Genomic DNA, 25,277 nt, shown 5'->3' on the forward strand with positions numbered 1-25,277 from the left:
AACAAATTGGGGTGAACCTTCTTCTATTTAGCCTTGCAATAAAACACAACATTTAATAATGTTGTAATTTTCGTCACATTTTTCAAGCATTATTTCTTATTCATACAAAAGACTCTCTGTTTTAAATAATTTTATTGCATTTAAGTGATACATGTGCGGGAAATGTGTTGATGTTAACTAATTCCTTAACGATTAACTGTATAAGGAAGATGTAATTAGTGAGGTATGTCGATTGAAAAAGCGCCCTCGGAGGGAATCGAACCCCCATTTCAAGAACCGGAATCTTACGTGCTATCCATTACACCACGAGGGCATCATCATAAATATACGACCTTCTCATTATACAAAGGGGATTGTTTGATTTCAACTATTAAAAATCAGACTTTATATTTGACCATAACTGACTAATACGTGTATGATAGGTTTACAGCTGAAACACTTTCCAAATTCAGCAAAGGTATACGAAAATAGGCTTTAACAAAGGGAGGATTTTTTCAATGAACTTAATTCCTACAGTTATTGAACAAACAAACCGCGGCGAACGTGCATATGACATTTATTCACGTTTATTAAAAGACCGTATCATTTTATTAGGGAGCGCAATCGACGATAATGTTGCCAACTCAATCGTAGCACAGCTTTTATTTTTAGAAGCTGAAGATCCAGATAAGGACATCTACCTATACATCAACTCTCCAGGTGGTTCAATTACGTCTGGTATGGCGATTTACGATACAATGAACTTCATCAAGCCTGATGTATCGACAATTTGTATCGGTATGGCTGCATCAATGGGTGCCTTCTTATTATCTGCCGGTGCAAAAGGTAAGCGTATTGCCTTACCAAACGCCGAAGTGATGATTCACCAACCACTTGGTGGCGCACAAGGTCAAGCAACTGAAATCGAAATCGCAGCAAAACGTATTTTATACTTACGTGAAAAATTAAACAAAATTATGGCTGAAAACAGTGGTCAAGATTATGAAACATTAGCGCGTGACACAGACCGCGATAACTTCATGACTGCTGAGCAAGCAAAAGAATACGGGTTAATCGACAAAATCTACGATCGTAACCAACTTAAAAAATAATCTCCAATAAAAGCGGCAGAGCAATTCTGCCGCTTTTTTTGCGTAAAGAAATGTTTATAAAAAAAAAAGATGCACATGAATTTAGTTCACGAACATCTCTATGTTTACGCTTTCAAAAATTAGTCTGCTTTTTCGATTAGTTGCTGTAGCGCATGAATCGCCTTTTCTTCATCATGCCCATCTGCGCTTAGCGTCACTGTCGTACCTTTTGCGACAGCTAAGCTCATAATGCCCATAATCGATTTGGCATTTACTTTTTTCGTACCTTTTTCTAAAAAGACATCTGCTTTATAACGATTCGCCTCTTGGACGAATAGTGCAGCTTGTCTTGCTTGTAAACCTGATTTTAGCTTGACCTCTACTTGTTTTTCGATCATTTTGAAATACTCCCTTTCACAACCGTACATCACCTTATTTACTTCATCTTATCGAAATTGGCGGAAAAGAACAACAATAGAATACCATATTTCGAAAACTTTGCTTTACTATATTTGCTCGCCTCGGCGAAGTGCGTCTGCAATTTCATCGATTTTGCGTAAGCGATGATTTACGCCTGATTTACTCACAACACCTGTTGAAACCATTTCACCTAGTTCCTTCAATGTAACATCCTGATACTCGACACGTAAGCGCGCAATTTCTCGCAGTTTCTCTGGCAACTGATCTAAGCCAATTGCGTTGTCAATAAAACGAATATTTTCAACCTGACGTAATGCCGCGCCAATTGTTTTATTTAAATTAGCGGTTTCACAGTTGACAATACGGTTGACGCTATTTCGCATATCACGGACAATTCGCACATCCTCAAACTTGAGCATGGCAGATGTCGCACCTACTAAATTTAAAAAATCTGATATCTTTTCAGCCTCTTTTAAATAGGTGACAAAGCCCTTTTTACGTTCAATCGTTTTCGCATTCAAATCAAAATGGTTCATCAGGTCAGCCAACGCCTCCCCGTGCTCCTTATAAAGCGAATAAACTTCCAGATGATACGAAGATGTTTCGGGGTTATTCACTGACCCCCCCGCTAAAAATGCACCACGTAAATACGCACGGCGCTGATTATTTTTCGGAATGATGGTTTGGGCAATTGTATGATTGAACTCAAAGGAATTCGAAACAATTTCTAAATCCGCTAATATTTCACGGGCCCCTTCGCGAACACGGCAAATGTAGACGTTGTTTTTCTTGAGGCGCATTTTTTTACGTACTAACAACTCAACATTATATGGATAAAGCTTTTTGACAATGGTATAAAGTCGACGTGCAATGGCTGCATTTTCCGTTTGCACATCTAAACTTAATTGACGATTGGCAAAGCTTAAAGATCCATTCATTCGGATTAGGGCGGACACTTCAGCTTTTAAGCAGGTGTCATCCGCTTCAACTTGCGTGAGCTCTTTTTTCGTTTCTGATGCAAATGACATCTTTCGTGTTCCCCCTTTCTAGCAAACTATGTAGTGTTTAGGGCTGCAAATTTTGTTGCTTTTGTGCAGCGTATTCACATAGCCAATCTGCTAAATTTTTGGCATCGTGACGTACTGTACCGTCTTCAATGAGTGCAATTTCTTTTTTTATTATTTTTAAGCCCATTTGCATTAATTTTTCTACATCAAAATGAACGGGCTCCGCATTTTCTTCGCGATATTGCGCGTAAATTGCAGGAGGCAACTCTTTTTCATTAAATAACACCGATTCAATAAAGGGTTCACCTACATGTTCGTGAATGGCCTCTATGTGCTGGGATACCGAATAATGGATTGTTTCTCCTTGTTGGGTCATTAAGTTCGCAATATAGATTTTTTCGCCTTTCGCCTTGACGACCGCTTGCCCAATTCCCTTTACTAAAAGGTTTGGGATAATGCTTGTATATAAACTTCCTGGACCAATTAAGATAAAATCCGCACGTTCAATCGCATGGACAGCAGCTGGCAACGGCTTTAAATTACTTGGTTCTAAAAAGACACGCTTAATAGCCGCATGACCTGATGGGATTTTGGATTCTCCGACAATCGTTGTTCCGTCGGTTAGCTCGGCATGGAGCGTCACCTTTTTATTGGCAGCTGGAATGACCTTCCCATGAACATTTAATACTTTACTCATTTCGGCAATGGCATGGTTAAAGTCACCTGTAATCTCGATTAGGGCTGTTAACATTAAATTGCCTAAAGAATGTCCATTCAAATCATTGGACTGCGAAAAGCGGAACTGAAACATTTGCTCGACTAACGGTTCCACATCTGATAAAGCCGCGATGACGTTTCGTACGTCCCCTGGTGGTGGAATATCATAGTCATCTCGTAGTCGCCCAGAAGAGCCGCCGTCATCTGCTACGGTGACAATCGCGGTAATATCGAACGAATGCAGCTTTAATCCGCGTAGTACTGTCGATAGCCCCGTGCCTCCCCCAATGACTACGATGCGCGTTTTTCTTTTTTTCATGCTATCAATCCTTCCTATGATTGATATCTCTATGTGTAATAATGACTGGATTGTTTTTCGTTAATAACTTACCAAAGTATTCTGCAAGCGTTACCGAACGATGCTGACCACCCGTACAACCAAATGCAATCACAAGCTGGGACTTCCCCTCATTACGATACTGGGGAATCATAAAGGCAAATAGGTCTGTTAATTTGGCAATTAACTGCTGAGTCTCATCCGTTGCTAAAACATATGATGAAACCTCTGTTTGAAGCCCTGTTTTATGACGAAGCTCCTCCACATAATAGGGATTTTTTAAAAAGCGCACATCAAACACTAAATCGGCATCGATGGGAATACCATGCTTAAAGCCAAATGACATCACGTTTACTGAAAATGCTGGGCTACTTTGATTATCAAATTCCTGTGCAATATGCTCACGTAATTCACGTGGTTTTAGCGAAGATGTATTCACGACCGTTTTCGCGCGACCTTTTAATTCTGATAATAATTCGCGCTCTAGCTGAATACCTTCAAGCGGTAAACCTTGAGGGGCTAATGGGTGTGAGCGGCGTGATTCTTTATAGCGGCGTACAAGTGTGGCATCATCTGAATCTAAAAATAAAATACGTGCGAGTAAATCCTCTTCTTCTAATAAGGCATCTAGTGTCTCGATTAATGAATCGAAAAACTCCCGTCCACGTAAATCCATCACAACCGCGATACGTGAAATTTTCTTTTCAGAATCCTTCATTAGTGCCAAAAAGGTCATTAATAGTTCTGGCGGTAAATTATCCACACAGTAATAACCTAAGTCTTCAAAGCTTCGAACAGCGACTGTTTTACCAGCACCCGACATCCCTGTTATAATGACTAGCTCATGTGTATAATCCAAACTCCCCACCTTCTTTCATCTCCTCTAGTTTTGTTCGAGTGAATTTTGGATTCTTTCGCTAATTAGCTCAAAATCCTCTGTATATTCAAATGTACCATATTGCATGCCTTTATTTAACGCTGCAAATAATAAGTTTGTTCGATCTCCTTCAGCCATCGGAAGTTCTTTAATACTGTCAATAGAATGCCAGCCTAAGATTCCTTCACGTGTTTCAACAAACGGTGTACCTTCCACGTCATTCGCAACAAAAGTATACAACATCCATTCGTCGACTACTGTCTCATTATTTTTGATAATCATTGTATAGGCACCTTTTAAATGAACATCATTTGGTGTTAAGTTCGTTTCTTCCTGAAATTCGCGTACAGCGGATTCATAGATGGATTCTCCTAACTCCATTTTCCCTCCTGGCGCAACATACCAACCGCGTCTCGGCTTTTGAAGTAATAAAACTTTCCCATCTTTTACAGCTAATAAATTCGTAATTCGTTGCATACGAAGCACCTCAATTCTTTCATGTAAGCTTATTTCTATTATACCTTGTCCTATGCATTCCGTAAAAGTACATCATTCCATTTATTGTATTTCCAAGGGTGGGATTCACGCAAAAAAGAGGTTGCTTCGGCGTAGGTACGCACGAAACAACCTTAAACGAATTTTGAATATAAGGGGGTTAAAACGAATTCATACGTTTAGTATACCCTATCTTTGTAACGATTCGATTACAAATATGTTAAAGAATTATTGATTTATTTTTTCTTTTAATTCTTCGATGAAATGTTGTGCAGATTGTGCTGCGATACTACCGTCACCCGTAGCCGTAACAATTTGGCGAAGCATTTTGTCACGCACATCACCAGCGGCAAAAATACCCGGCACTGCTGTTTCCATTTTTTCATTTGTAACGACATAGCCAGTTTCATTCAAGATGTTTAACGCTGCAAATGGTGCCGTTAATGGCAGCATCCCTACATATATGAATACACCATCTGTTTCTACTTGTGTTTCTGAGCCGTCTACTGTTGATACTAACGTTACTTTTCCTACTTTGCCATCGACTTCATGGATTTCTTTAACTGTCGAATTCCAAATAAAGTCGATTTTTTCATTTGCAAATGCACGGTCTTGTAAGATTTTTTGTGCACGTAATTGATCACGACGGTGAACGATTGTTACTTTATCAGCAAAGCGAGTTAAGTAAACGCCCTCTTCTACTGCCGAGTCACCACCGCCAATAACGATTAAATTCTTTTGTTTGAAGAATGCACCATCACAGACAGCACAGTAACTTACCCCACGACCGCCAAGCTCTGTTTCGCCCGGAATGCCTAATTTTTTGTATTCTGCACCTGTTGTAATAATAATTGTGCGTGTTTTATATTGTTTTTTGCCTGAAATGATTGTTTTATAGTCTTCGCCGTCGATGATTTCTGATACATCACCATAAGCGTATTCTGCACCGAATTGTTTAGCGTGCTCGAACATTTTTGTAGAAAGCTCAGGTCCTAAAATCGTTTCAAAACCTGGATAGTTTTCTACCGCTTCTGTGCTCGCCATTTGACCGCCTGGAATCCCACGTTCAATCATTAATGTTGATAAGTTGGCGCGAGATGTGTAAACCGCAGCTGTCATCCCTGCTGGACCTGCTCCGATAATCACTACATCATAAATTTTTTCTTCTGACATGAAAATCCTCCTCTTGCGTATACCCTATAATAGTATATATCGTATAAGATTACTGTCACAAATACAACTTTACTGCTTATTCCGTATCAATTGGTACAAACTGGAATAATTCATCATTATATTTAGATAATGTCGCTGTGGAAATACCATATTTCTCGGCCATTTCCTTTTTAGTTACCTTTTTTTCGATTGCTACATGAAATGAATATTCTACCGCTGCTGCCAATGCTGCACCATTTTTGAAAGGATACCCTTGCTTGAATGCAATTTCCCCAAGTGCAAACCAAGTGCTTAAAATTTGCGCGACTTCTAAATTAATCGCTTCATTTTTTTGGACGATGATTTCTGCTACTTGCATCAAGCCTAGAAAAGTCTGTTCTTGCTTACTTGAAGCATTAAATTCATATTCCAGGGCATACGCCAAGCTTAATTTTTCAAGCTCCGACAAACGCGATACATTTAATAATGTAGGATGTGCCACAATTTCTTGCTTATGCGCAGAACGTTTTAATAAAAATAAACCAAATAAGCGACTTGATTCATGTTCTTCTGATAATTGGCGAATGATGAAATCTCGATGGTTTTCTGCAGAATTTCGCATGTGGCCCGCTTCCCCGTGCACCCATGGCTCCATCCCTTCTTTTGTTGGATCTATTTTAATGAGTGTTTGCCATGCATCTTTTGCTGTTTGCTGATGTCCAGTAAAATGCGCGGATTGCGCCAACCAAAAATAAAAGCCGGCATCTCCCTCGTAGCCACGCTTACTCATTGAGCGTAACCATTTATAGGCACTTTCATATTCACCAATCAATGCAAACGTTGCGCCAAGCTTGTAGCGATTATCCCAATCATACGGCTGAATTTTTTTCAACAGCGGTAATAAATAATCAAGCTCCTCGTCATTTTTTTCATAATACGCAAATACAGCTAAATTACATAATGCATGTAAGTTTCCTTGATTTTCACGTAACACCTGATGAAGTAGCGCTCGTGCTTGCTCGGCTTCACCAATATAAAAATAGGCCAATGCTAAATTATTATAGGCATTCCACAAATCTGGGAACTCCTCTATCGTTTGTTCCAATACTTCAATCGCAGACTGAAAATCACCTTGCTCCATTAAACGACGCGCTTTTTCTTGAGCCACGAGCTTTTCGCCATCATACTCATCCTGGTCTTCAAAGGGCTCTGCTTCCGATACATAATCAACAAAATCCAAAATTTCTGTTGCATCTTCAATGTATGCACCATTTGGATCCATCTCTAAGTATTGCGCAGCATATTTCTGAGCATCTGAAATATGCCCGATACAGCCTGAGATTTCAGCTAGCATAAATACAATTTCTGCTTCATTCGGCTCAATGCTATAAGCCGTATGAATCAGTTCATAGGCATGGTCGAAATTTTGTAGCTCCATTTCTAAAATGCCATATTGTAATAACACATGCGCTTCACCAGGGCTTAAATCAGCTGCACGTTTAATGTACTTATAGGCCTTTTCCATTTCATCACGATCAATCGCTTTTAGGGCCTTATTGTAGTAATAATCACCATTCGGAACAAATGACACGATATTCGTAGATTTTACCTTTAAACGTTTATTTTCCAATCAAATTCCTCCGACTTATTTCCGTTCGTTTTCTCTATAATATGAAAGATTATATTTGTTTTTAAGAAAAACAGATTTCGCGCCAAAATAGCGCGAAATCATAATTTTTCTTATGTGGACTTCTTTAAAGTAGTTGTTCGCTCTTATCCACAGACAAAGAAATAAGGAACGAGCGAAATGTCGTTCCTTAATCAATTCTTATAATTATAGCATATCCCATGTCAATGTCATAAAATTACGAATGACAATATCGTGAAAATTAGTCCTTATTATTTTTGTGGTTTTTTACCTTCGTGGCGTTTTTGTAGTACTTCTAACACTTCATATACATCCACTTTTTGTTCTTGTAGTAAAACTAATAAGTGGTATATTAAATCGGCTGCTTCCCACTTTACTTCCTCTGCATCACGGTTTTTTGCACCGATGACTACCTCTGTTGCTTCTTCCCCGACTTTTTTACAAATTTTATCGATGCCTTTTTCAAATAAATATGTTGTGTACGCGCCTTCTGGCATATCGATTTCACGTTGTTTAATCACTTCCACTAATTGCGGTAAAATTGCAACGGTACCTGGACGAGCGTTTTCAATAAGTGATTCTGTGAAGCAAGATGTTGTGCCGTTGTGGCAAGCTGGTCCTGCTGGTAGGACTTCAATCACTAACGCATCTTGATCGCAATCTGTTTTAATGGATACAACTTTCTGCGTATTGCCACTTGTTGCTCCTTTATGCCATAGTTCGTTGCGAGAGCGTGAAAAGAACCATGTTTCGCTGGTTTCAATTGTTTTTTGTAAGGATTCCTCGTTCATAAAAGCAACTGTTAAGATTTCTTTTGATTGTGCATCTTGGACTACCGCAGGAATTAATCCCTGCTCATTAAATTTTACATTCATCGTACGTGGACCCCTTTATCTTGTAAGTAGCTTTTTACTTCTGCTACGCTCGTTTCTTTATAGTGGAAAATGCTCGCAGCAAGTGCGGCATCTGTGTCAACATCTTGTAATACTTCACGGAAATGCTCGGCATTACCAGCACCACCACTTGCGATGACTGGTACGGTTACAGCATCACGCACCGCTTTTGTTAATGCTAAATCAAAGCCTGATTTTTCGCCATCCTGATTCATAGACGTAAGTAATATTTCACCAGCGCCAAGTCTAACTGCTTCTTTTGCCCAATCGACGGCCTTCCACTCAGTCTTCTTGCGGCCTCCATGAGTATAAACCATCCATGTTCCGTCTTCTTCCGAGTAACGAGCATCAATGGCACAAACAATGCATTGTGCGCCGAAATAATCTGAGCCTTCTTTAATTAATTCTGGTCGCTCTAGTGCTGATGTATTAACGGAAACTTTATCCGCTCCAGCACGCAAAATACGCTTCATATCTTCTAATGTGCGAATCCCTCCGCCTACTGTAAAGGGAATAGCTAATGCGGACGCTGTTTGACGCACCACATCGACCATCGTTTCGCGCCCTTCATGGGAAGCTGAAATGTCTAAAAACACCAGTTCATCTGCACCTTGCTCATCATAAAACTTCGCTAGTTCTACTGGATCCCCAGCATCTCGTAGCTCTACAAATTGTACACCTTTTACAACGCGGCCTTCTTTCACATCGAGGCACGGAATAATTCGTTTTGTTAACATACTGTATTCATAACCCCTTTCGCCCATGCTGTTAATAAGTACACACCGAATGAACCTGATTTTTCTGGGTGGAACTGCATCCCCGTGAAGTTTGCTTTCGCGACAATGCCTGGCACTTGCACATTTTCATAATCCGCATACGCTACAAGCTGATTGTTATCCATTTCACTCGCATAAAAGGAGTGCACAAAATAGACATGACGCGCAGCAGGTAACGCCTTTATGTCTAACCAATTTGGCGTTTGTTGAAGCTCTAGGTTATTCCAGCCCATATGTGGAATACGGGAAACACCTTCAAAGCGCTTAATACGCCCCGTAAATATCCCCAGCCCTTTAGTTGGTGTTACTTCATTACTTTCTTCAAATAATAATTGCATGCCTAAGCAAATACCTAATAATGGCTTTTTCGTTGTTTGAATAAATTCGATTAGACTCGTTTCCTCTAGACGCTTCATCGCATCTGGAAATGCACCTACACCTGGTAAAACAAGTGCATCTACTGCTTGTAGCTGTGCTTTATCACTTGTGACAACTACTTTTGCACCGAGCCTTTTTAATGCCTGCTCGACACTAAATAAGTTGCCCATTCCATAATCAATTACACCAATTTTCACGTTAACAGCCCCTTTGTTGATGGCACGCCTTTGACACGTGGGTCAATTTGAATCGCATCATCTAGTGCGCGCGCTAATGCTTTGAAAATTGCTTCGATAATATGATGTGTATTTTGACCATAAGGAACGATTACATGTAAATTGATGCGTGCCTCTAACGCGAACTTCCATAAAAACTCTTGCACTAACTCCGTATCAAATGCACCTACCTTAGCGTTCAACGGCGGTGTCACACGGTATTCTAAGTGCGGACGATTTGAGCAATCCACGACTACTTGTGCTAGCGCATCATCCATTGGTACAAAGGCATTGCCATAACGTTTAATCCCTTTTTTATCGCCTAATGCTTCGCGGAAAACCTGTCCTAACACAATCCCGATATCCTCTGTTGTATGGTGGTCGTCAATCCAAGTATCGCCGTTTGCTACAATTTTGCCGTCAAATAAACCATGCTTTATGAACAGGTCAAGCATATGATCCATAAATCCAACGCCTGTTTTAATTTCGGCTTGGCCTGAACCATCTAAATTTAGCTCTACTTCAATTTTTGTTTCATTTGTATTTCGTTCAATTTTTGCAAAACGCATTATGCTTCTTCTCCTTTATCCCAGCCGCGTGATTCAACCGCGCGTGCATGTCCTTCTAAGCCTTCTAAACGGGCAAGGCGGGCAATTTTTGGTGCATTTTGTTGCCATGTTTTTTCGCTATAATAAACAACACTCGTACGCTTAATGAAATCATCGACATTTAAGCCACTTGCAAAGCGCGCTGTTGAGTTAGTTGGTAATACGTGATTCGTACCTGCGAAGTAATCTCCAACTGGCTCTGAGCTATAACGCCCAATGAAAATCGCACCCGCATGTGTAATCATCTGTGATACCTGTTCAGCATTTTCTGTTACAATCTCTAAATGCTCAGGTGCTAAAGAATTTACTGCACGCACCGCTTCTTCAATTGATTCTGCCACATAAATTTGACCAAAGTTTTCAATCGCTTTACGTGCAATGGCTTCACGTGGTAAGTTACTTAATTGCATTTCTACTTGCTCTGCAACCTGCTCTGCTAAATCATCACTTGTTGTAATGAGTACCGCGCATGCTAATGCATCATGCTCTGCCTGTGATAAAAGATCTGCTGCAATTTCGTCTGCATAGGCTGTATCATCTGCAATTACACATATTTCAGAAGGACCCGCAATCATATCGATCGCTACTTCACCGAACACTTCACGCTTTGCTAAGGCGACAAAAATATTGCCTGGACCTGTAATTTTATCTACGGGTGCAATTGTTTCTGTCCCGTAGGCAAGTGCGGCAATTGCTTGTGCACCACCCACTTTATAAATTTCAGAAATCCCTAAAATATACGCCGCTACTAGCACAGCTTCTGGTAATTTACCATCCTTACCAGCAGGTGATGTAATAACAATACGCTTTACGCCCGCTACTTGTGCTGGGATGACATTCATTAATACTGAAGACGGATACGCTGCCGAACCACCTGGCACATACAGCCCCACTGCATCAAGTGCTGTAATACGCTGTGCCAAATATGAACCATCCGCAAGTGGTAATTGAAAACCATTACGCTTTTGCTCATTATGATACAGACGAATATTGTCCGCTGCTTCTTGTAAATCCATATATAATTGGGAGTCAAAATTCTTAACTGCCTCTGTAATTTCCTGCTTCGTCACACGTAGGTTTTCTGGTGCAAAGCCGTCCCATTTTTCACTATAATATTTAATCGCCTCATCGCCTTTTGCACGAACGTCTGCAATGACATCTCGTACCGTTTGCAGCTGCTGTTCATTGCCCTGCTCTAGCTGGCGTTTTAACGAAATATCACTTGTTAATGTTGTAATTTTCATAACGAAGCCTCTCTTATTTCACGCATTTTTTTAAGCGTGTTACTAAGTCTTGAATACGCTCACTCTTCATACGGTAGCTCACTGGGTTGGCAATTAAACGCGAAGAAACCTCTGCAATTCGCTCATATTCAACTAAGCCATTTTCCTTTAATGTGCGCCCCGTTGACACGATATCGACAATGCGATCAGATAAGCCTATCATCGGTGCTAATTCAATCGATCCGTTTAGCTCGATTATTTCCACTTGCTCGCCAATGCCTTTGTAATACTTCATCGCGATATTTGGATACTTTGTTGCAATGCGTGGCGCGATTTCGTTCATCGTTGTATTCGGAAGTCCAGCTGATGCGATATAGCATTCGCTAATTTTTAAATCAAGTAGCTCATGGACTGTTCGTGCCTGTTCAAGTAACACGTCCTTACCTGCAATGCCGATATCTGCAACGCCATGCTCGACATAAACCGGTACGTCCATCGGCTTTGCTAAAATGAAGCGAATTTGTTCTTCTGGAATTTCAATCATCAGCTTGCGTGACATTTCTACTTCTTCTGGAAGGTTAAAGCCTGCCTCTTGTAACATCACATAGGCTTCTTCAAAAATACGACCTTTTGGCATCGCAATCGTTAACTGTGTCATGCTTATGCCTCCTTGCTTTTAAATTCATTTACTTGGTGAAATTGTACTTTCAGTGCATCGATATTTTCGATACCTTCATAGCTTTGGAATGTTACTCGTTTGCCTTGCTCACGTAAATTTTGCGCCTGTGCCAATGCTTCAGAAAAACGCTCCGTTGAAAATAAGACGAGTACTTCATCGTTATCGAGCTCAATTTTTGGCATCGCTTCAAATACACGATCTACACGTAAGCCAAAGCCTGTAGCCCCAACCTGTGAACCAAAATGCTCTAACAATCCATCATAGCGACCACCATTACCTAACGGGAAGCCACTGCCTGAAGCAAATACTTCAAATAACATCCCTGTGTAATAGCTCATATGACTTGAAAGCGTAAAATCAAAGGCGATATAGTCCGCATAGCCCGCAGCCTCTAAAATACGCGACAAACTGCGCATATACTCAAGTGCATCGTTTTTGCGTACATATTTTTCAATTGCCTCAATAGAAGGGAGGCTAATCGCTTCGTCAATGTAAGCCAGTAGCGCATCCGATTTCGTTTTTGGTAAATCAAAAGCTAATACTGCCTCTTCAAAGCCTACATAATTACGTTTTACAAGTAGTTCATTTAATGCCTGGGCTTGCTGTTTGCTTTCTGTATAGTCCTTTAAAATGCAGCTTAATACCCCTGCATGACCGATCGTTACTTTGAAGTCTTCAATTTTATAGGCCTTTACTAAATCAATCGCTGTCATGATGACTTCTGCATCAGCAAAAACACTTGAATCACCGATAAGCTCAATCCCCATTTGATCGAATTCTGCTGGGCGTCCGCCTTCACGCTGCTGTGCACGAAATACATTAGCGAAATAAGCTAAGCGTTGTGGAATTTTCTCTTTTAATAATTTTGATGTCGCGACACGCGCAATCGGTGTTGTCATATCTGGTCGTAGTACAAGCGTATTGCCCTGACTATCCACTAATTTAAAAAGACGTGCATCTGAAATGGCCGATGCTTTTCCGACTGTATCGTAATATTCAACAGAAGGCGTTTTAATAAATTCATAGCCACGTCCACGCAGTAGTTCACGTCCTGTTGAGCGAATTTGTTCTAATTTTTCGTAAATATTGGGAAATGTATCACGCATCCCAAGAGGTTTTTCGAACATTTTAATTGCTGACATTTTGACACATCCTAAACTTTAAATATGATTTCCGTTCCTTTAAATCACTTTAGTGTGCTAGAGTGATAAATTACTAGTGTATGAAAGTATTTTACTGCTAGAAGCCATTATCGTCAACCCATTATTCCTAATAGACTTAATAAATTCAATTTTCTGATATATATATTATTATACACCACTTTCACGCGCATTCTGAGGTGACTGCATGAATTCCATTATATTAGTAGGAATAGTGTGTACAAAAAAAGCAAAACCTTGGGAAAGATTTTGCTTTTGCTTTTATTCGTTCTGCCAAATGGGGTTATCTAACTTTCTTCGTTCTGCCATTTCTTCCGCAGTAAAAATGATACGCATTGGATTTCCACCAGCCATCGCCCCAGCTGGGACATCTTTATGAACAAGCGTTGCTGCTGAAACAATTGCACCATCACCTATTTTTACGCCCGGTAAAATAGTAGAATTTGCGCCAATCATGACCTGACTACCAATTTCGACATCCCCTAAGCGATATTCTTCAATCAAATATTCATGTGCTAATATTGTCGTATTAAAGCCGATAATTGTGTTATCGCCAACTGAAATGCGTTCAGGGAACATTGAATCGGGCATCACCATTAACGCTAATGACGTTTGCTTGCCAATTTTCATTTTTAAAAAGGTGCGATATAGCCAATTTTTCATCGAAAGAAAAGGTGTTATTCGACCAATTTGAATAATCGTAAAACATTTCATAATTTTCCAAAATGACACCGTTTCATAAACATTCCATAATGAATTAGCGCCATGCACACGATAACGCTCTATTTTTCTCATCGCTATTCCCCCTTCACAATATCAAGTAAGTCGCGCATATGGTACAGCATATAGGTTGGTTCAAATGTCTTTAAAAAATCGACACCCTTTGCAGACCATGCTACCCCTGCTGTGCGCACGCCAGCATTTTTTCCACCTTCAATATCATGCGAATTATCACCAATCATAATCGCTTCTTCTTTTTTGACCCCTAATTTTTCTAACGCCAGTAATATCGGCTCTGGATGTGGCTTGACATGCTCGACATCGTCTACACCTATAATGACCTCAAATAAATGCTCTGCCTTTAATACCTTTAACCCGCGTGCTAAGCCTTCACTGCTTTTAGTGGAAACAATCGCTAATTGAATCCCCATTGCATGAAGCGCCTCTAATGTTTCGAGTACAGCGTCATAGCCTGTGACAAGTGCGTCGTGATTCGCTGCATTCCATTCTTTATACTTAGCAATCATCGCATCCGTTTCACCCGGCGTTATTTCGTCAAATGTCTGCTTTAATGACGGACCGATGAATTGTAAGCAGTCTTGTGTCGAATATTTCCCCGGAAATTTTTCGTCAAAAATATACATAAAGGTTTGAACGATTAAATTATTGGTGTTTAATAATGTACCGTCAAAATCAAATAATAATGCGGTTGTTTTCATTTCGCTGCCTCTTTCTTGTAAAAAACCGTTCGCAATCATTGCAAACGGTCTACATTATTATTTCTTTTTATTTTGCTTATTCTTCGCTGATGCTGTCAAAGCTTGTTCTTTATCTAAATAATGCACAGCAGGCTTCACATTGACACGACGGTAAATAATGCAAATTAAACCGACTGCAAAGCCAATGATCGATACAACTTGTGCTGAACGTAAGTCACCTATTAAATATAAGCTGTCGGTACGTAAACCTTCGATGAAGAAGCGTCCAAACGAATACCACATTAAATAGAAGAAGAACATTTCGCCACGACGCCAATTCCACTTGCGAGCAAATAATAAAATAATGAAGCCAATAATATTCCACACGGATTCGTATAAGAATGTAGGATGAACATATGTACCATCTTCCTTAATATACATTTGCTCGATTAGCCAATTCGGTAAAAATAAGTTTTCTAAAAAACTACGGCTAACTGGTCCACCATATGCTTCTTGATTGACGAAGTTCCCCCAGCGTCCAATAATTTGCCCTACTAAAATACTTGGTGCCGCGATATCTGCCAAATGTAAGAAGCTTGTTTTTCGTTTTTTCGTAAAAATATAAGCGGTAATAAACGCCCCAATTAATGCACCATGAATGGCAATCCCACCATTCCAAATTTGAATGATGCGTTCTGGATTCTGACCATAATAATCCCATTTCATCGTAACATAATAGATGCGCGCACAGACAATCGAAATTGGCACTGCCCAAAGTAATAAATCGGCAATATACTCTGAATCATAGCCATGGCGTACCGATTCACGCTGTGCGATAAAATACGCCAGTACAATCCCTAATCCAATTAAAATTCCATACCAGTTCACCGGGATTGGTCCTAAATGAAAGGCGACGGGGTTAATCGTTAAAACAACTGATGACATAATATTCTCCCTTCAACTACAGTATTTTCACGTTGGTTTATATGGTTAAAAATCATCCATTTCATCGCCAGCGACTAACATATCGTCTAACCGCCGTGAAAATTCCTCTGCTGCATTCACGCCCATTTTTTTCAGGCGATAATTCATCGCAGCTACTTCAATAATTACTGATACATTTCGTCCCGGCTGTACGGGAACCGTTAGCTTTGTCACATCGGTATCAATAATCTTCATTTTTTCTTCATCTAATCCAAGACGATCGTAAAACTTATCTGGATTCCAATTTTCTAGTTCAACAATTAATGTAATGCGTTTATATGGACGCACAGCACTTGCGCCGAATAACGTCATAATATCAATGATACCGATTCCACGAATTTCAAGTAGATGTTCCAATAACGGTGGCGGACTACCGATTAACATATTCTCTCCTTCTTGGCGAATTTCCACACTATCATCTGCGACAAGACGATGCCCTTTTTTCACAAGCTCAAGCGCCGTTTCACTTTTCCCTACACCGCTTTTCCCCATAATTAGTACACCAATGCCATAAACATCTACAAGTACGCCATGTATCGCTGTTGTCGGTGCTAGCTTACTTTCTAAAAAGTTCGTTAATCGGCTTGAAAAACGAGTCGTTGTTAAAGTTGTAATTAACACAGGTACATGATTTTCATTGGAAGCATCGATGAGCTCCTGTGGCACTTCCAGCCCACGAGATATAATAATAGCTGGGGTTTGCTCAGAGCATAGCTGCTTCATGCGGCTTATTTTTTCTTCTTTCGGCAGCATTTCAAAAAACGAGAGCTCGGTTTTCCCTAACAGCTGCACACGATTTGCCGGATAATGTGTAAAATAACCCGCCATCTCTAGCCCTGGACGTGAAATATCACTCGTCGTAATATAGCGGCCTATTCCAATTTCGCCACTTACTAATTCTAGCTGAAATTTTTCCATAACATCTTTTGTGATTACTTGAATCATAAATTTAGTACGCTCCTATCTTCAACCCATCTCCACTGTATTTTACCATGTAACCACCAATTGCTATATAATATGAACTCATTTAATTGAAAATAAAAACGATGAGGCTTATTCGCCCCATCGTTTAATAAGTAACTTATTTTAATCCTGCTAAATATTCAGCAGCTGCTTCTGCTTTTTCATCTTTTACGATACCAGGAGGCATACCGCCCTTACCATTTACAATGATGTCTAAAATTTCTTCTTGTGAGTATTTTGCACCTATTTTATCTAATGCTGGTGCACTGCCACCTTGTAATTGACCACCATGGCAAGTTGCGCAAGATTGTTGAACAACTTTTTTACCATCTAATTCTGCTGTTTCTCCGTTAGATGATTCAGAATCACCGCCACCACATGCTGCTAAAAATAGTGCAGAGCCTAATACAATTGTAGAAAGTAAACTTTTCTTCATTCTGTACCCCTCCAAAAATGAATTTTTCTTTTCGTTATCTAGTATACCAAATTTAAGCTCGTTTGAAACCTTCTCCTAATACCTCATAGGCATCTGAAACGATAACAAACGCTTGTGGGTCAACATCTTTCAACACTTGTTTCAGCTTTGTGAACTCTGTTTGATAGACAACAACCATCAATACTGGACGATTTTCACCTGTATAGCCACCAATCGCAGACAGCTTTGTCACGCCACGATTGACATTTTTATAAATCGCATCACGCACTTCCTCTTCCCTTTGCGTAATAATGTAGACCATTTTAGATTGACTAAAGCCCAGCTGAACAATATCGATTGTTTTCGTTGTCACATAAAGGCCGATCAGTGCATATAATCCCTTTTCTAAATCAAAAACAAGCGCCGCACTCACCGCAATTATTCCGTCAATTAACAGCACGCTCGTTCCAAGTGTTAATCCGGTATATTTCGTAATGATTTGAGCCAATAAATCCGTACCACCAGTAGAGGCATTGCCCTTAAACACTAAACCAATGCCAAACCCAACAACGATGCCACCAAAGATGGCGCCCAATAACGGATTGAGCGTCCAAGCCTCCCAATCCTCCGTTAAAATAACAAACAGCGGTAATGCCAACGTCCCGACTAAAGACTTCACACCAAATTTCTTTCCAAGCACTAAAACACCTGCGATAAATAGTGGAATATTAAATGCATATTGCACAATACCTGCATTCCAACCGAACATACCGTGTAAAATTGTACTAATCCCACTCACACCACCAGAGGCGACTTGGTTTGGGAATAAAAAAACATTAAAACCCAGTGCAATGACAGCTGCACCGGCAATTACAAATATATATTCCTGTATCACGTTTTTTACCGAGCTATGTGATTGATAAGCTGTATTTCCCATGTAAATCCTCACTTCTTTTCTAAATTCCATTGAATTATAGCAAATCCCCATACAAAAGAGAACTTCATCATAGTGAAGAAAAAGGAAGACAAACTTATAATGAAACAATTAAAAGAGTGCCCAGAAAACGCCTGGACACCCTTGTTTGTTACTTATTTATATTGATTGTCTCTTTCACCCAAGCACTGACTTCTTCATACATGGGGAGTATGTCATCTATCGGTATGTTTAACTGCTGTGCTAACGGTTCGATTTCTACCCAATCTAATTTGCTTACCGCAATGCTAAATTGTAAATACGGCGTCATCTCTGTATCGGCACCGCTAATGGTTTCTAAAATTGTTTCTGCTAAAGGGAGTTGCGCCAAAATCGTGTTGATAGGACGATTTAATAATGCATCGATTAAAGAAAATAATCCTACTAAAAAATACTCTGAATAATTCGCTTGGTAATTTAAGCGTGCGCATTTTTCGCATACTTTTGCTCTAAATAGCGACGCATACATCAATTCATTGAATACCTCACCATTTTGCTGAAGATCGGATTCGCGCATCGCTAATAAGTAAATCCATTTTCGGAGCTCTGTTAATCCGAGTAATAATATGGCCTGCTTTATCGAACGAACCTTTAATTTTGAACGCTTCGATGTATGATTAATTAGCTTTAACAGACGATAAGTTAACGAGATTTCTTGCTCAATATTTTCTACGATTCTATCAATATCCATTTCATCCTCGCGTAACAACGAAATAATTTGGAAATATTGCAATAGATTTGCCGGTATATCTGTCCCTTTAATAATTTGCGGTTGCTGAAAGAAATAGCCTTGGAACAAGGAATAGCCTAAATGCTTTGCCTGTTCATATTCCCTACGTGTCTCTACTTTTTCAGCTAGCAATTGAATATGAGGGTATTGACCCTTTACTTTATTTTCTACAATCGCTCTCTCTTGTTCGGAGGACTTGATAAAATCGATTTTAATATAGTCTACTAACTTAAATAAATCATCATAGATTTGCACCTTTTCATCCAGGATAAAATCATCTAACGCGATTTTAAATCCCTTGCTCTTAATTTCCTTCAACCGATTAACTAATACAGGCGTAATCGGGATATCCTCTAAAAGTTCAATCACCACTTTGTTCGGACTTAATAATTCAAGCTCCTCCTGCATAATTAAATTTTCCGTGAAATTAATAAAAGACGGATAACCATTCGATACCTCTTTAATACCAATTGTTAAAAATGAATTGATCAACACTTCTATCGTTGCCTTATCTGAATCAATTTGGGGAAATTTATTAACACCATTATTTCGATATAATAGCTCATACGCGACAATTTCTTCATCTCTATTAAATATTGGTTGTCTACCGATGAAAACTTCCATTTTTATTCCCCTCCTCAATTCTGAATAGATTCATTATATTTTTCTTTTTTTCCATTGTACTATAAAATAGGTTAACAAAATATAGGAGGTTGTATATGTGAATACTGTAAAATACGAACAAAAAGATTTTATCGCCTATGTTACATTAGATCGTCCTGATATGTTAAATGCCTTTAATTTTGAAATGCTCGAGCAATTGCGTAAAGTAATGGAATCGATTCAAATCCACCCAGATATTCGACTTGTCATTATTACTGGCGCCGGTGACAAAGCATTTTCAGTTGGTGCGGATTTAAAGGAACGCAAAACATTGCCCGATGCACTTGTTAAACGAAATTTAAATCGCTTTGGTGAGGTGTTTTCACTCATCGAGCAATTACCGCAGCCAACCATCTGTGTGTTGAATGGCTATGCATTTGGTGGAGGTCTTGAACTTGCGCTTGCCTGTGACTTCCGGATTGCCGCAGATTCCATTACACTTGGCTTAACTGAAACAAGTCTCGGCATAATCCCAGGCGCTGGAGGTACTCAACGTTTACCGCGACTCATCGGCGAGGCAAAGGCACTCGAATTAATCTTAACAGCCAAACGTTTGACAGCAGCAGAAGCACTACAATATGGCGTTGTCACAAAAATTGCACCTAAAGAACAGCTCCATGAACTGACGGGAGCATTTGCAATGACCATCTTAAAAAATGCACCGATTGCCATTCAACAGGCAAAATTCGCTGTAAAGCAGGGCATGAAAACTGATATTCAAACGGGCTTACAAATCGAGCGTAAAGCTTATGAACTGACGATTCCTACAGAAGATCGCATTGAAGCACTTAACGCATTTGCAGAAAAAAGACCTCCCCAATTTAAGGGAAGGTAAACTTGCCTTTTTAGATTTTTTTATGAATAAGTTACAGCATATTATTGTATCACAAAAGGGCATTGCTTCAATAAATAAGCAATGCCCCTTCCTTTATTTTTTACGCGCTTTTACTGCCCCAATAATTGCTGGCAATACTGAAATCACAATAATTAAAATCAGTACAACCGAGAAGTTGTCTTTAATAATTGGAATATTTCCGAAGAAGTACCCAAGTAGCGTACAACTCATTACCCATAAAAACGCACCAACAACGTTATAAACAAGGAAATAACGATAATTCATGCGACTAGCACCGGCAACAAACGGAATGAATGTACGGATAAATGGCATGAATCGTGCAATAACAATCGTTTTCCCACCATGCTTATTAAAGAAGCGCTGTGCGATTTCTAAACGCTCACGGTTAATTACACGTCCGAGAAAGCTGTTTTCCGGAATCGACATCCCTACCTTATGTCCAATATGGTAATTAACCGTATCCCCAAGAACAGCCGCTATGAAGAAGACAATCAATAATGTATACAAATTAAATGCACCTAATGCGGCCAGCGTACCACTAGCAAATAACAGCGAATCCCCCGGTAAAAATGGCATAATCACTACACCAGTTTCAACGAAGACAATCCCAAATAAAATCCCGTACGACCAATTTCCAAACTGTTGAATAATTTCAACAAGATGGTCGTCAATGTGTAAAATAAAATCAATTAACCCATAAATGACTGACATCGTTTTTCTCTCTTTTCCACTAAATTATTTTTTTATTTTACCATACTATGAAAGTGATGGCTGATTATTACGTCTTTGTAAAGACGTATTGTACATTAATTTGTTGCCATACCCCTTCGTTCATTAATCAAATTTACAAAACTGTAATATTCCAGCGCCATTATGACCAAATTGAAAAGGCATCCTCCTTAGATGGATGCCTTCGAATTGAGTTATAAATATTTTTTAAACCAACCTGTAATTTGAGCTAATCGTTCTACTCTTAGGCTTGGAATTCCTGTACGAGATAGATTATGATCACTTTCTGGGAAGCGGACAAAGCCTACTTCTTTGCCCATACGTTTTAATGTAATATAAAATTGCTCTGCTTGCTCGATTGGACAGCGGAAATCCCGTTCACTATGCAAGATTAATAACGGTGTTTCTACATTTGCTGCATACTTTAACGGTGAATGGTGCCATAGCTTTTCGACATTATTCATATCGGCAAGCATTTGCCATTCTGTGAAGTAATAGCCAATATCGGATACGCCATTAAAGCTAATCCAGTTTGAAATAGAACGCTGTGTCACTGCTGCTTTAAAGCGATTTGTATGCCCTACCGCCCAGTTCGTCATAAAGCCACCGTAGCTCCCACCTGTTAACCCAACACGTGCTTCATCAATCCAATCATAGTTGGCTAATGCATAGTCTAATCCTGCCATAATATCTTCATAGTCTCCGCCACCATAATCCCCGCGCACAGCATCTACAAATTCCTGTGAATAACCATGACTGCCTCGTGGATTTACATATAGTACGCCATAGCCTTGCGCTGCTAATAGCTGCATTTCGTGGAAGAAAGTGTTGGCATAAAGTGTATGTGGCCCACCATGAACTTCCACGATTAGTGGATACTTTTCACCCACAATATAATTTGTCGGCTTCATGATCCATCCATGCACCGTTAGGCCATCTTTTGTTGTATATATGATTGCCTCTGGTGTTGAAAGGGTTGTGCTTGCCAAAAATTCGGCATTAAATGTTGTTAATTGTTTGCGCTCACCTGTTGTAATATCAAAGTCAAAAAGCTCTCCAGGGAATGTTGGATTGGATACGGTCATTAATGCGCGATTGCCATTTTTAAAAATGGCATAGCCGTAGACATGCTCATTTTCAGGAGATGCCGGATAAATGGCGCCTTCAAGCGTTGCATAATACAAGCGGACATCGCCTACTGTTGATACTTGGAAATACAAATCATTGTTTTCTGTCCACATGACAGTTGGTGCAGATGCAGCTTGTTGTGTATCCCCTACTGCATAATCCCCTACAGGCACATCAAACATTTCCGTTAGCTTCTGGGTTGTTTTAGATTGTGTGTCATAAATATAAATATGACCATGTGTTGCGTTTTTAAATGTTTGGTCTGATCCACCAAATGCAATATAGCGTTCATCAAATGAAAAGGCAGCATCTCCATAATAACCATCTTCATCGATTAACACGGTTTCTTCTTTCGTGTCCACATTTACTAAATAAAGCGGTGTACGGAATACATCATCAGTATTATCAGCTCGGTTTACCGCTACTACTAATGTTTTGCCATCATGCGAAATGCCTTGTAAGCTATGTGAATAAGGTGTATCTGTAAAGGCAGTAATCTCTTTTGTGTCCAATGCAACAACGGCAATTTGCGCATAACGCTTTTGAGGTAATAGCCCCACGCTATCTGCTTTATACTTCATTTTGTCGACTACATATGCTTTCGGGAATTTTTTATCTTCCTCTTCTTCCTCCTCTGTAATCGCTAGCCCTTCTTTGACGGAAGTAGTCAGCCAAATCTTTTCACCACAAGGGCTCCATAAAAATGAGTTCACTCCATTTGGTAATGTCGTCATTTCTTGCGCTTCGCCTCCGCGACGATTTAATACATAAAGTTGTTGCTTTTCTCCACGCTTCACTAAAAATGCTACGCGCTCCCCATTTGGAGACCAAGCAGCATTTGAAACTCGTTCATTACCAAATGTCCATTGTGTTATGTTGCCTGATGCAAGCTCAATATGGAATAAATGAGCGTTATAGTTATTTTCTTTTTCGTTCATCTGTGTTCGAATAAATAATGCTTCCTGCTCATTTGGCGCTAGTACCGGATTCGTAATCGACTGTAATTCAAATAAGCTCTCTTTTGTTATAAAGTTTGTCATAGGGCACCTCGTTATTATTTCGAATTTCGTAATACATAGTTTACCAGTTTTTCGCCAAAAAATAAATAACACTTACCACTAAGTACAGCAGTAAGTGTCATTATATTAGGCTTTTGTCGTTTCTTTTAGTGAACGACGTAAAATTTTACCTGTCGTATTTTTTGGTAACTCGTCAATAATTTCAATCACTGTAGGCACTTTATATTTTACAATATGTTTTGAGCAGTATTCTTGAATATTTTCCACTGTGATGGATGGGTCCTTTAAAACGACGAAAGCATGCACAGCCTCACCAAAGTTTGGATCTGGGAAGCCGACAACAGCTGCTTCTACAATTCCATTGTGTGAATATAATACCTCTTCTACTTCACGAGGGTATACATTATAGCCCCCAACAATGATTAAATCCTTTTTGCGATCCACGATAAAGAAATAACCCTCTTCATCCTTTCGTGCTAAATCTCCTGTATATAACCAGCCATTGCGAATCGTAATAGCTGTTTCTTCTGGCATTTTGTAATAGCCCTTCATGACATTTGGTCCACGTACGATTAATTCGCCAACTTCACCTATCGCAACTTCTTCTCCATTTTCATCAACGACTTTGTTTTCAACATTGACAATGGATTGTCCGATCGAACCCGATTTACGTTCACGGTCAATTGGATTGAAGCAAGTAACAGGTGAAGCCTCTGATAAACCATAACCTTCTGAAATTCGCACATTAAACTTATTTTCAAAGTTATGTAGCAATGATACCGGTAAAGATGAACCACCAGAAATCGCCAGTCGCAATGTAGAGAATGCACTTACATCGCCCGCTTCGTATTGATATAAGAAGTTAAACATCGTCGGTACACCTGCAAATATCGTTGCTTGATAAGCATCTGCTAACGCGAAAATTTCGCCCGGACTAAAGCGTGGCGCTAATAAAATTGTAGCTCCGCGCGTTAACGGTGCATTCACTACGACCGTTAATGCAAATACGTGGAATACTGGTAAAGTTGCGATTACGCGGTCCTCATGCGTCATTTTTAAATAATCACCAATATCTCGTGCATTGGAATACAGATTTTGATGTGTTAGCATGGCTCCCTTTGGATGACCAGTTGTACCAGATGTATACAAAATAACCGCCGTATCATCTGGTGACACTTCCACTGGGTCCACTGAACGTGTTGCGCCTGCTAATACTTGTGTAAATAATTTTGTTTTTGCTTTTACTGCATCCGACAATGTCGCAAATTTCTCACCAATATCTGGTGTCGTTTCGCATACGATGTAATTTTTCACCTGTGGGAATCTTTGCACCCCTGCTTCCACAAGTGGTAATAGCATGTCTAATGCGATTACAGCCTTTACATCACCATTTTGGATAATGTACGAAATTTCGTCTGCTGTGTATATCGGGTTAATCGGAATTGCGACTGCCCCAATACGCATGGACGCGTACAAACTAATGATAAAATGTGGTGTATTGCCGAGTAAAAGAGCGATATGATCTCCCTTTTGTACACCTAAATCTTCTAAGGCTCCAGCAAAGCGGGCAATCGTTTGCTCCAGCTCGCCATAAGAAGTACCCTTTCCTAAAAAGTGAAACGCCGTTTTTTCAGGTTGTTCGAAAGCTTGTTGTCTTACTTTTTCAACTAAATTCAATACACCCATCCCCTTTTCACATAAAATGAAAGAATATTCACTTTAATGAAAGTATAGAATAAGTATA

Annotated in this window: 26 protein-coding genes and 1 tRNA gene; 2 read left to right on the forward strand and 25 right to left on the reverse strand. The window is 39.6% G+C overall.

Annotation, left to right across the window (positions count from 1 at the left end; all coding sequences use genetic code 11):
* Nucleotides 1-241 precede the first annotated feature (241 nt).
* Nucleotides 242-313: transfer RNA gene (locus tag MKX47_RS16055), tRNA-Arg, on the reverse strand.
* A 184-nt stretch (nucleotides 314-497) separates the two neighbouring features.
* Here MKX47_RS16055 and clpP point away from each other — a divergent pair.
* On the forward strand, nucleotides 498-1,091 hold the full coding sequence (clpP, locus tag MKX47_RS16060) for an ATP-dependent Clp endopeptidase proteolytic subunit ClpP (RefSeq protein WP_340776167.1): 594 nt from the start codon (nucleotides 498-500) through the stop codon (nucleotides 1,089-1,091).
* Nucleotides 1,092-1,210: 119 nt separating this feature from the next.
* Here clpP and MKX47_RS16065 read toward each other — a convergent pair whose 3' ends face one another.
* The 21 genes from MKX47_RS16065 to MKX47_RS16165 form a co-directional block, all read right to left on the reverse strand.
* Complete coding sequence (locus tag MKX47_RS16065; protein ID WP_340776171.1) at nucleotides 1,211-1,468, reverse strand: HPr family phosphocarrier protein; 258 nt, start codon at nucleotides 1,466-1,468, stop codon at nucleotides 1,211-1,213.
* A gap of 108 nt (nucleotides 1,469-1,576) precedes the next feature.
* Nucleotides 1,577-2,518, reverse strand: coding sequence for a DNA-binding protein WhiA (whiA, locus tag MKX47_RS16070; RefSeq protein ID WP_340776174.1), 942 nt, complete (start codon nucleotides 2,516-2,518; stop codon nucleotides 1,577-1,579).
* 37 nt (nucleotides 2,519-2,555) lie between these two features.
* Nucleotides 2,556-3,533, reverse strand: a complete 978-nt coding sequence (locus MKX47_RS16075; protein ID WP_340776177.1) for a gluconeogenesis factor YvcK family protein — start codon at nucleotides 3,531-3,533, stop codon at nucleotides 2,556-2,558.
* A gap of 4 nt (nucleotides 3,534-3,537) precedes the next feature.
* The gene (rapZ, locus tag MKX47_RS16080; RefSeq protein ID WP_340776182.1) at nucleotides 3,538-4,419 is read right to left on the reverse strand and encodes an RNase adapter RapZ; all 882 of its coding nucleotides are present in this window, start codon (nucleotides 4,417-4,419) and stop codon (nucleotides 3,538-3,540) included.
* 15 nt (nucleotides 4,420-4,434) lie between these two features.
* Nucleotides 4,435-4,905, reverse strand: a complete 471-nt coding sequence (locus tag MKX47_RS16085; protein WP_340776185.1) for an 8-oxo-dGTP diphosphatase — start codon at nucleotides 4,903-4,905, stop codon at nucleotides 4,435-4,437.
* A 246-nt stretch (nucleotides 4,906-5,151) separates the two neighbouring features.
* Complete coding sequence (gene trxB, locus MKX47_RS16090; protein WP_340776188.1) at nucleotides 5,152-6,096, reverse strand: thioredoxin-disulfide reductase; 945 nt, start codon at nucleotides 6,094-6,096, stop codon at nucleotides 5,152-5,154.
* Nucleotides 6,097-6,172: 76 nt separating this feature from the next.
* Entirely contained in the window at nucleotides 6,173-7,705 is a 1,533-nt protein-coding gene (locus MKX47_RS16095) for a tetratricopeptide repeat protein (RefSeq protein WP_340776191.1), read from the reverse strand.
* Between the two features lie 269 nt (nucleotides 7,706-7,974).
* Nucleotides 7,975-8,598, reverse strand: a complete 624-nt coding sequence (gene hisIE, locus MKX47_RS16100) for a bifunctional phosphoribosyl-AMP cyclohydrolase/phosphoribosyl-ATP diphosphatase HisIE (RefSeq protein ID WP_340776195.1) — start codon at nucleotides 8,596-8,598, stop codon at nucleotides 7,975-7,977.
* A complete protein-coding gene (hisF, locus tag MKX47_RS16105) occupies nucleotides 8,595-9,353 on the reverse strand; it encodes an imidazole glycerol phosphate synthase subunit HisF (RefSeq protein WP_340776196.1) in 759 nt (252 codons plus the stop codon). The genes hisIE and hisF overlap by 4 nt, the downstream gene beginning before the upstream one ends.
* Complete coding sequence (hisH, locus tag MKX47_RS16110) at nucleotides 9,347-9,967, reverse strand: imidazole glycerol phosphate synthase subunit HisH (protein WP_340776200.1); 621 nt, start codon at nucleotides 9,965-9,967, stop codon at nucleotides 9,347-9,349. Before hisH ends, hisF begins: the two co-directional genes overlap by 7 nt.
* The gene (gene hisB, locus MKX47_RS16115) at nucleotides 9,964-10,554 is read right to left on the reverse strand and encodes an imidazoleglycerol-phosphate dehydratase HisB (protein ID WP_340776203.1); all 591 of its coding nucleotides are present in this window, start codon (nucleotides 10,552-10,554) and stop codon (nucleotides 9,964-9,966) included. The genes hisH and hisB overlap by 4 nt, the downstream gene beginning before the upstream one ends.
* Nucleotides 10,554-11,837, reverse strand: coding sequence for a histidinol dehydrogenase (gene hisD / locus MKX47_RS16120; protein WP_340776206.1), 1,284 nt, complete (start codon nucleotides 11,835-11,837; stop codon nucleotides 10,554-10,556). Before hisD ends, hisB begins: the two co-directional genes overlap by 1 nt.
* A gap of 13 nt (nucleotides 11,838-11,850) precedes the next feature.
* Complete coding sequence (gene hisG / locus MKX47_RS16125) at nucleotides 11,851-12,474, reverse strand: ATP phosphoribosyltransferase (RefSeq protein ID WP_340776208.1); 624 nt, start codon at nucleotides 12,472-12,474, stop codon at nucleotides 11,851-11,853.
* A gap of 2 nt (nucleotides 12,475-12,476) precedes the next feature.
* Complete coding sequence (locus tag MKX47_RS16130) at nucleotides 12,477-13,637, reverse strand: ATP phosphoribosyltransferase regulatory subunit (protein WP_340776210.1); 1,161 nt, start codon at nucleotides 13,635-13,637, stop codon at nucleotides 12,477-12,479.
* Nucleotides 13,638-13,916: 279 nt separating this feature from the next.
* Nucleotides 13,917-14,450, reverse strand: a complete 534-nt coding sequence (locus MKX47_RS16135; RefSeq protein ID WP_340776212.1) for an acyltransferase — start codon at nucleotides 14,448-14,450, stop codon at nucleotides 13,917-13,919.
* A gap of 2 nt (nucleotides 14,451-14,452) precedes the next feature.
* Nucleotides 14,453-15,094 carry a pyrophosphatase PpaX gene (gene ppaX / locus MKX47_RS16140; RefSeq protein WP_340776214.1) on the reverse strand — a complete coding sequence of 214 codons (642 nt, stop codon included), beginning with the start codon at nucleotides 15,092-15,094 and terminating at the stop codon, nucleotides 14,453-14,455.
* A 57-nt stretch (nucleotides 15,095-15,151) separates the two neighbouring features.
* Complete coding sequence (gene lgt / locus MKX47_RS16145) at nucleotides 15,152-16,018, reverse strand: prolipoprotein diacylglyceryl transferase (RefSeq protein ID WP_340776216.1); 867 nt, start codon at nucleotides 16,016-16,018, stop codon at nucleotides 15,152-15,154.
* A 45-nt stretch (nucleotides 16,019-16,063) separates the two neighbouring features.
* A complete protein-coding gene (gene hprK / locus MKX47_RS16150; protein ID WP_340776218.1) occupies nucleotides 16,064-17,002 on the reverse strand; it encodes an HPr(Ser) kinase/phosphatase in 939 nt (312 codons plus the stop codon).
* Between the two features lie 136 nt (nucleotides 17,003-17,138).
* The gene (gene cccB / locus MKX47_RS16155; RefSeq protein ID WP_340776221.1) at nucleotides 17,139-17,456 is read right to left on the reverse strand and encodes a cytochrome c551; all 318 of its coding nucleotides are present in this window, start codon (nucleotides 17,454-17,456) and stop codon (nucleotides 17,139-17,141) included.
* 52 nt (nucleotides 17,457-17,508) lie between these two features.
* The gene (locus MKX47_RS16160) at nucleotides 17,509-18,372 is read right to left on the reverse strand and encodes a YitT family protein (RefSeq protein WP_340776224.1); all 864 of its coding nucleotides are present in this window, start codon (nucleotides 18,370-18,372) and stop codon (nucleotides 17,509-17,511) included.
* Between the two features lie 148 nt (nucleotides 18,373-18,520).
* Nucleotides 18,521-19,762, reverse strand: a complete 1,242-nt coding sequence (locus MKX47_RS16165; protein WP_340776227.1) for an EAL and HDOD domain-containing protein — start codon at nucleotides 19,760-19,762, stop codon at nucleotides 18,521-18,523.
* A gap of 97 nt (nucleotides 19,763-19,859) precedes the next feature.
* Here MKX47_RS16165 and MKX47_RS16170 point away from each other — a divergent pair, with 97 nt between their 5' ends.
* Nucleotides 19,860-20,636, forward strand: coding sequence for an enoyl-CoA hydratase-related protein (locus tag MKX47_RS16170; protein WP_340776230.1), 777 nt, complete (start codon nucleotides 19,860-19,862; stop codon nucleotides 20,634-20,636).
* Nucleotides 20,637-20,729: 93 nt separating this feature from the next.
* Here the strand turns inward: MKX47_RS16170 and MKX47_RS16175 are convergent, their stop codons facing one another.
* The 3 genes from MKX47_RS16175 to MKX47_RS16185 form a co-directional block, all read right to left on the reverse strand.
* Nucleotides 20,730-21,368: a DedA family protein gene (locus MKX47_RS16175; protein ID WP_340776233.1), complete on the reverse strand. Its 639-nt coding sequence runs from the start codon at nucleotides 21,366-21,368 to the stop codon at nucleotides 20,730-20,732.
* A gap of 212 nt (nucleotides 21,369-21,580) precedes the next feature.
* Nucleotides 21,581-23,554 (reverse strand): S9 family peptidase, encoded by a 1,974-nt coding sequence (locus tag MKX47_RS16180; protein ID WP_340776236.1) that lies wholly within the window; start codon nucleotides 23,552-23,554, stop codon nucleotides 21,581-21,583.
* A 105-nt stretch (nucleotides 23,555-23,659) separates the two neighbouring features.
* On the reverse strand, nucleotides 23,660-25,210 hold the full coding sequence (locus tag MKX47_RS16185; RefSeq protein WP_340776239.1) for a fatty acid--CoA ligase family protein: 1,551 nt from the start codon (nucleotides 25,208-25,210) through the stop codon (nucleotides 23,660-23,662).
* Between the last annotated feature and the right edge of the window lie 67 nt (nucleotides 25,211-25,277).

Source organism: Solibacillus sp. FSL R7-0668 (assembly GCF_038006205.1).
GTDB lineage: Bacteria > Bacillota > Bacilli > Bacillales_A > Planococcaceae > Solibacillus.

Coding starts and splice junctions, on each gene's coding strand:
- clpP (WP_340776167.1), top strand. CDS start 498: ATGAACTTAATTCCTACAGTTATTGAACAAACAAACCGCGGCGAACGT.
- MKX47_RS16065 (WP_340776171.1), bottom strand. CDS start 1,468: ATGATCGAAAAACAAGTAGAGGTCAAGCTAAAATCAGGTTTACAAGCA.
- whiA (WP_340776174.1), bottom strand. CDS start 2,518: ATGTCATTTGCATCAGAAACGAAAAAAGAGCTCACGCAAGTTGAAGCG.
- MKX47_RS16075 (WP_340776177.1), bottom strand. CDS start 3,533: ATGAAAAAAAGAAAAACGCGCATCGTAGTCATTGGGGGAGGCACGGGG.
- MKX47_RS16085 (WP_340776185.1), bottom strand. CDS start 4,905: ATGCAACGAATTACGAATTTATTAGCTGTAAAAGATGGGAAAGTTTTA.
- trxB (WP_340776188.1), bottom strand. CDS start 6,096: ATGTCAGAAGAAAAAATTTATGATGTAGTGATTATCGGAGCAGGTCCA.
- hisIE (WP_340776195.1), bottom strand. CDS start 8,598: ATGAATGTAAAATTTAATGAGCAGGGATTAATTCCTGCGGTAGTCCAA.
- hisF (WP_340776196.1), bottom strand. CDS start 9,353: ATGTTAACAAAACGAATTATTCCGTGCCTCGATGTGAAAGAAGGCCGC.
- hisB (WP_340776203.1), bottom strand. CDS start 10,554: ATGCGTTTTGCAAAAATTGAACGAAATACAAATGAAACAAAAATTGAA.
- hisD (WP_340776206.1), bottom strand. CDS start 11,837: ATGAAAATTACAACATTAACAAGTGATATTTCGTTAAAACGCCAGCTA.
- hisG (WP_340776208.1), bottom strand. CDS start 12,474: ATGACACAGTTAACGATTGCGATGCCAAAAGGTCGTATTTTTGAAGAA.
- MKX47_RS16130 (WP_340776210.1), bottom strand. CDS start 13,637: ATGTCAGCAATTAAAATGTTCGAAAAACCTCTTGGGATGCGTGATACA.
- MKX47_RS16135 (WP_340776212.1), bottom strand. CDS start 14,450: ATGAGAAAAATAGAGCGTTATCGTGTGCATGGCGCTAATTCATTATGG.
- ppaX (WP_340776214.1), bottom strand. CDS start 15,094: ATGAAAACAACCGCATTATTATTTGATTTTGACGGTACATTATTAAAC.
- lgt (WP_340776216.1), bottom strand. CDS start 16,018: ATGTCATCAGTTGTTTTAACGATTAACCCCGTCGCCTTTCATTTAGGA.
- hprK (WP_340776218.1), bottom strand. CDS start 17,002: ATGATTCAAGTAATCACAAAAGATGTTATGGAAAAATTTCAGCTAGAA.
- cccB (WP_340776221.1), bottom strand. CDS start 17,456: ATGAAGAAAAGTTTACTTTCTACAATTGTATTAGGCTCTGCACTATTT.
- MKX47_RS16160 (WP_340776224.1), bottom strand. CDS start 18,372: ATGGGAAATACAGCTTATCAATCACATAGCTCGGTAAAAAACGTGATA.
- MKX47_RS16165 (WP_340776227.1), bottom strand. CDS start 19,762: ATGGAAGTTTTCATCGGTAGACAACCAATATTTAATAGAGATGAAGAA.
- MKX47_RS16175 (WP_340776233.1), bottom strand. CDS start 21,368: ATGTCAGTCATTTATGGGTTAATTGATTTTATTTTACACATTGACGAC.
- MKX47_RS16180 (WP_340776236.1), bottom strand. CDS start 23,554: ATGACAAACTTTATAACAAAAGAGAGCTTATTTGAATTACAGTCGATT.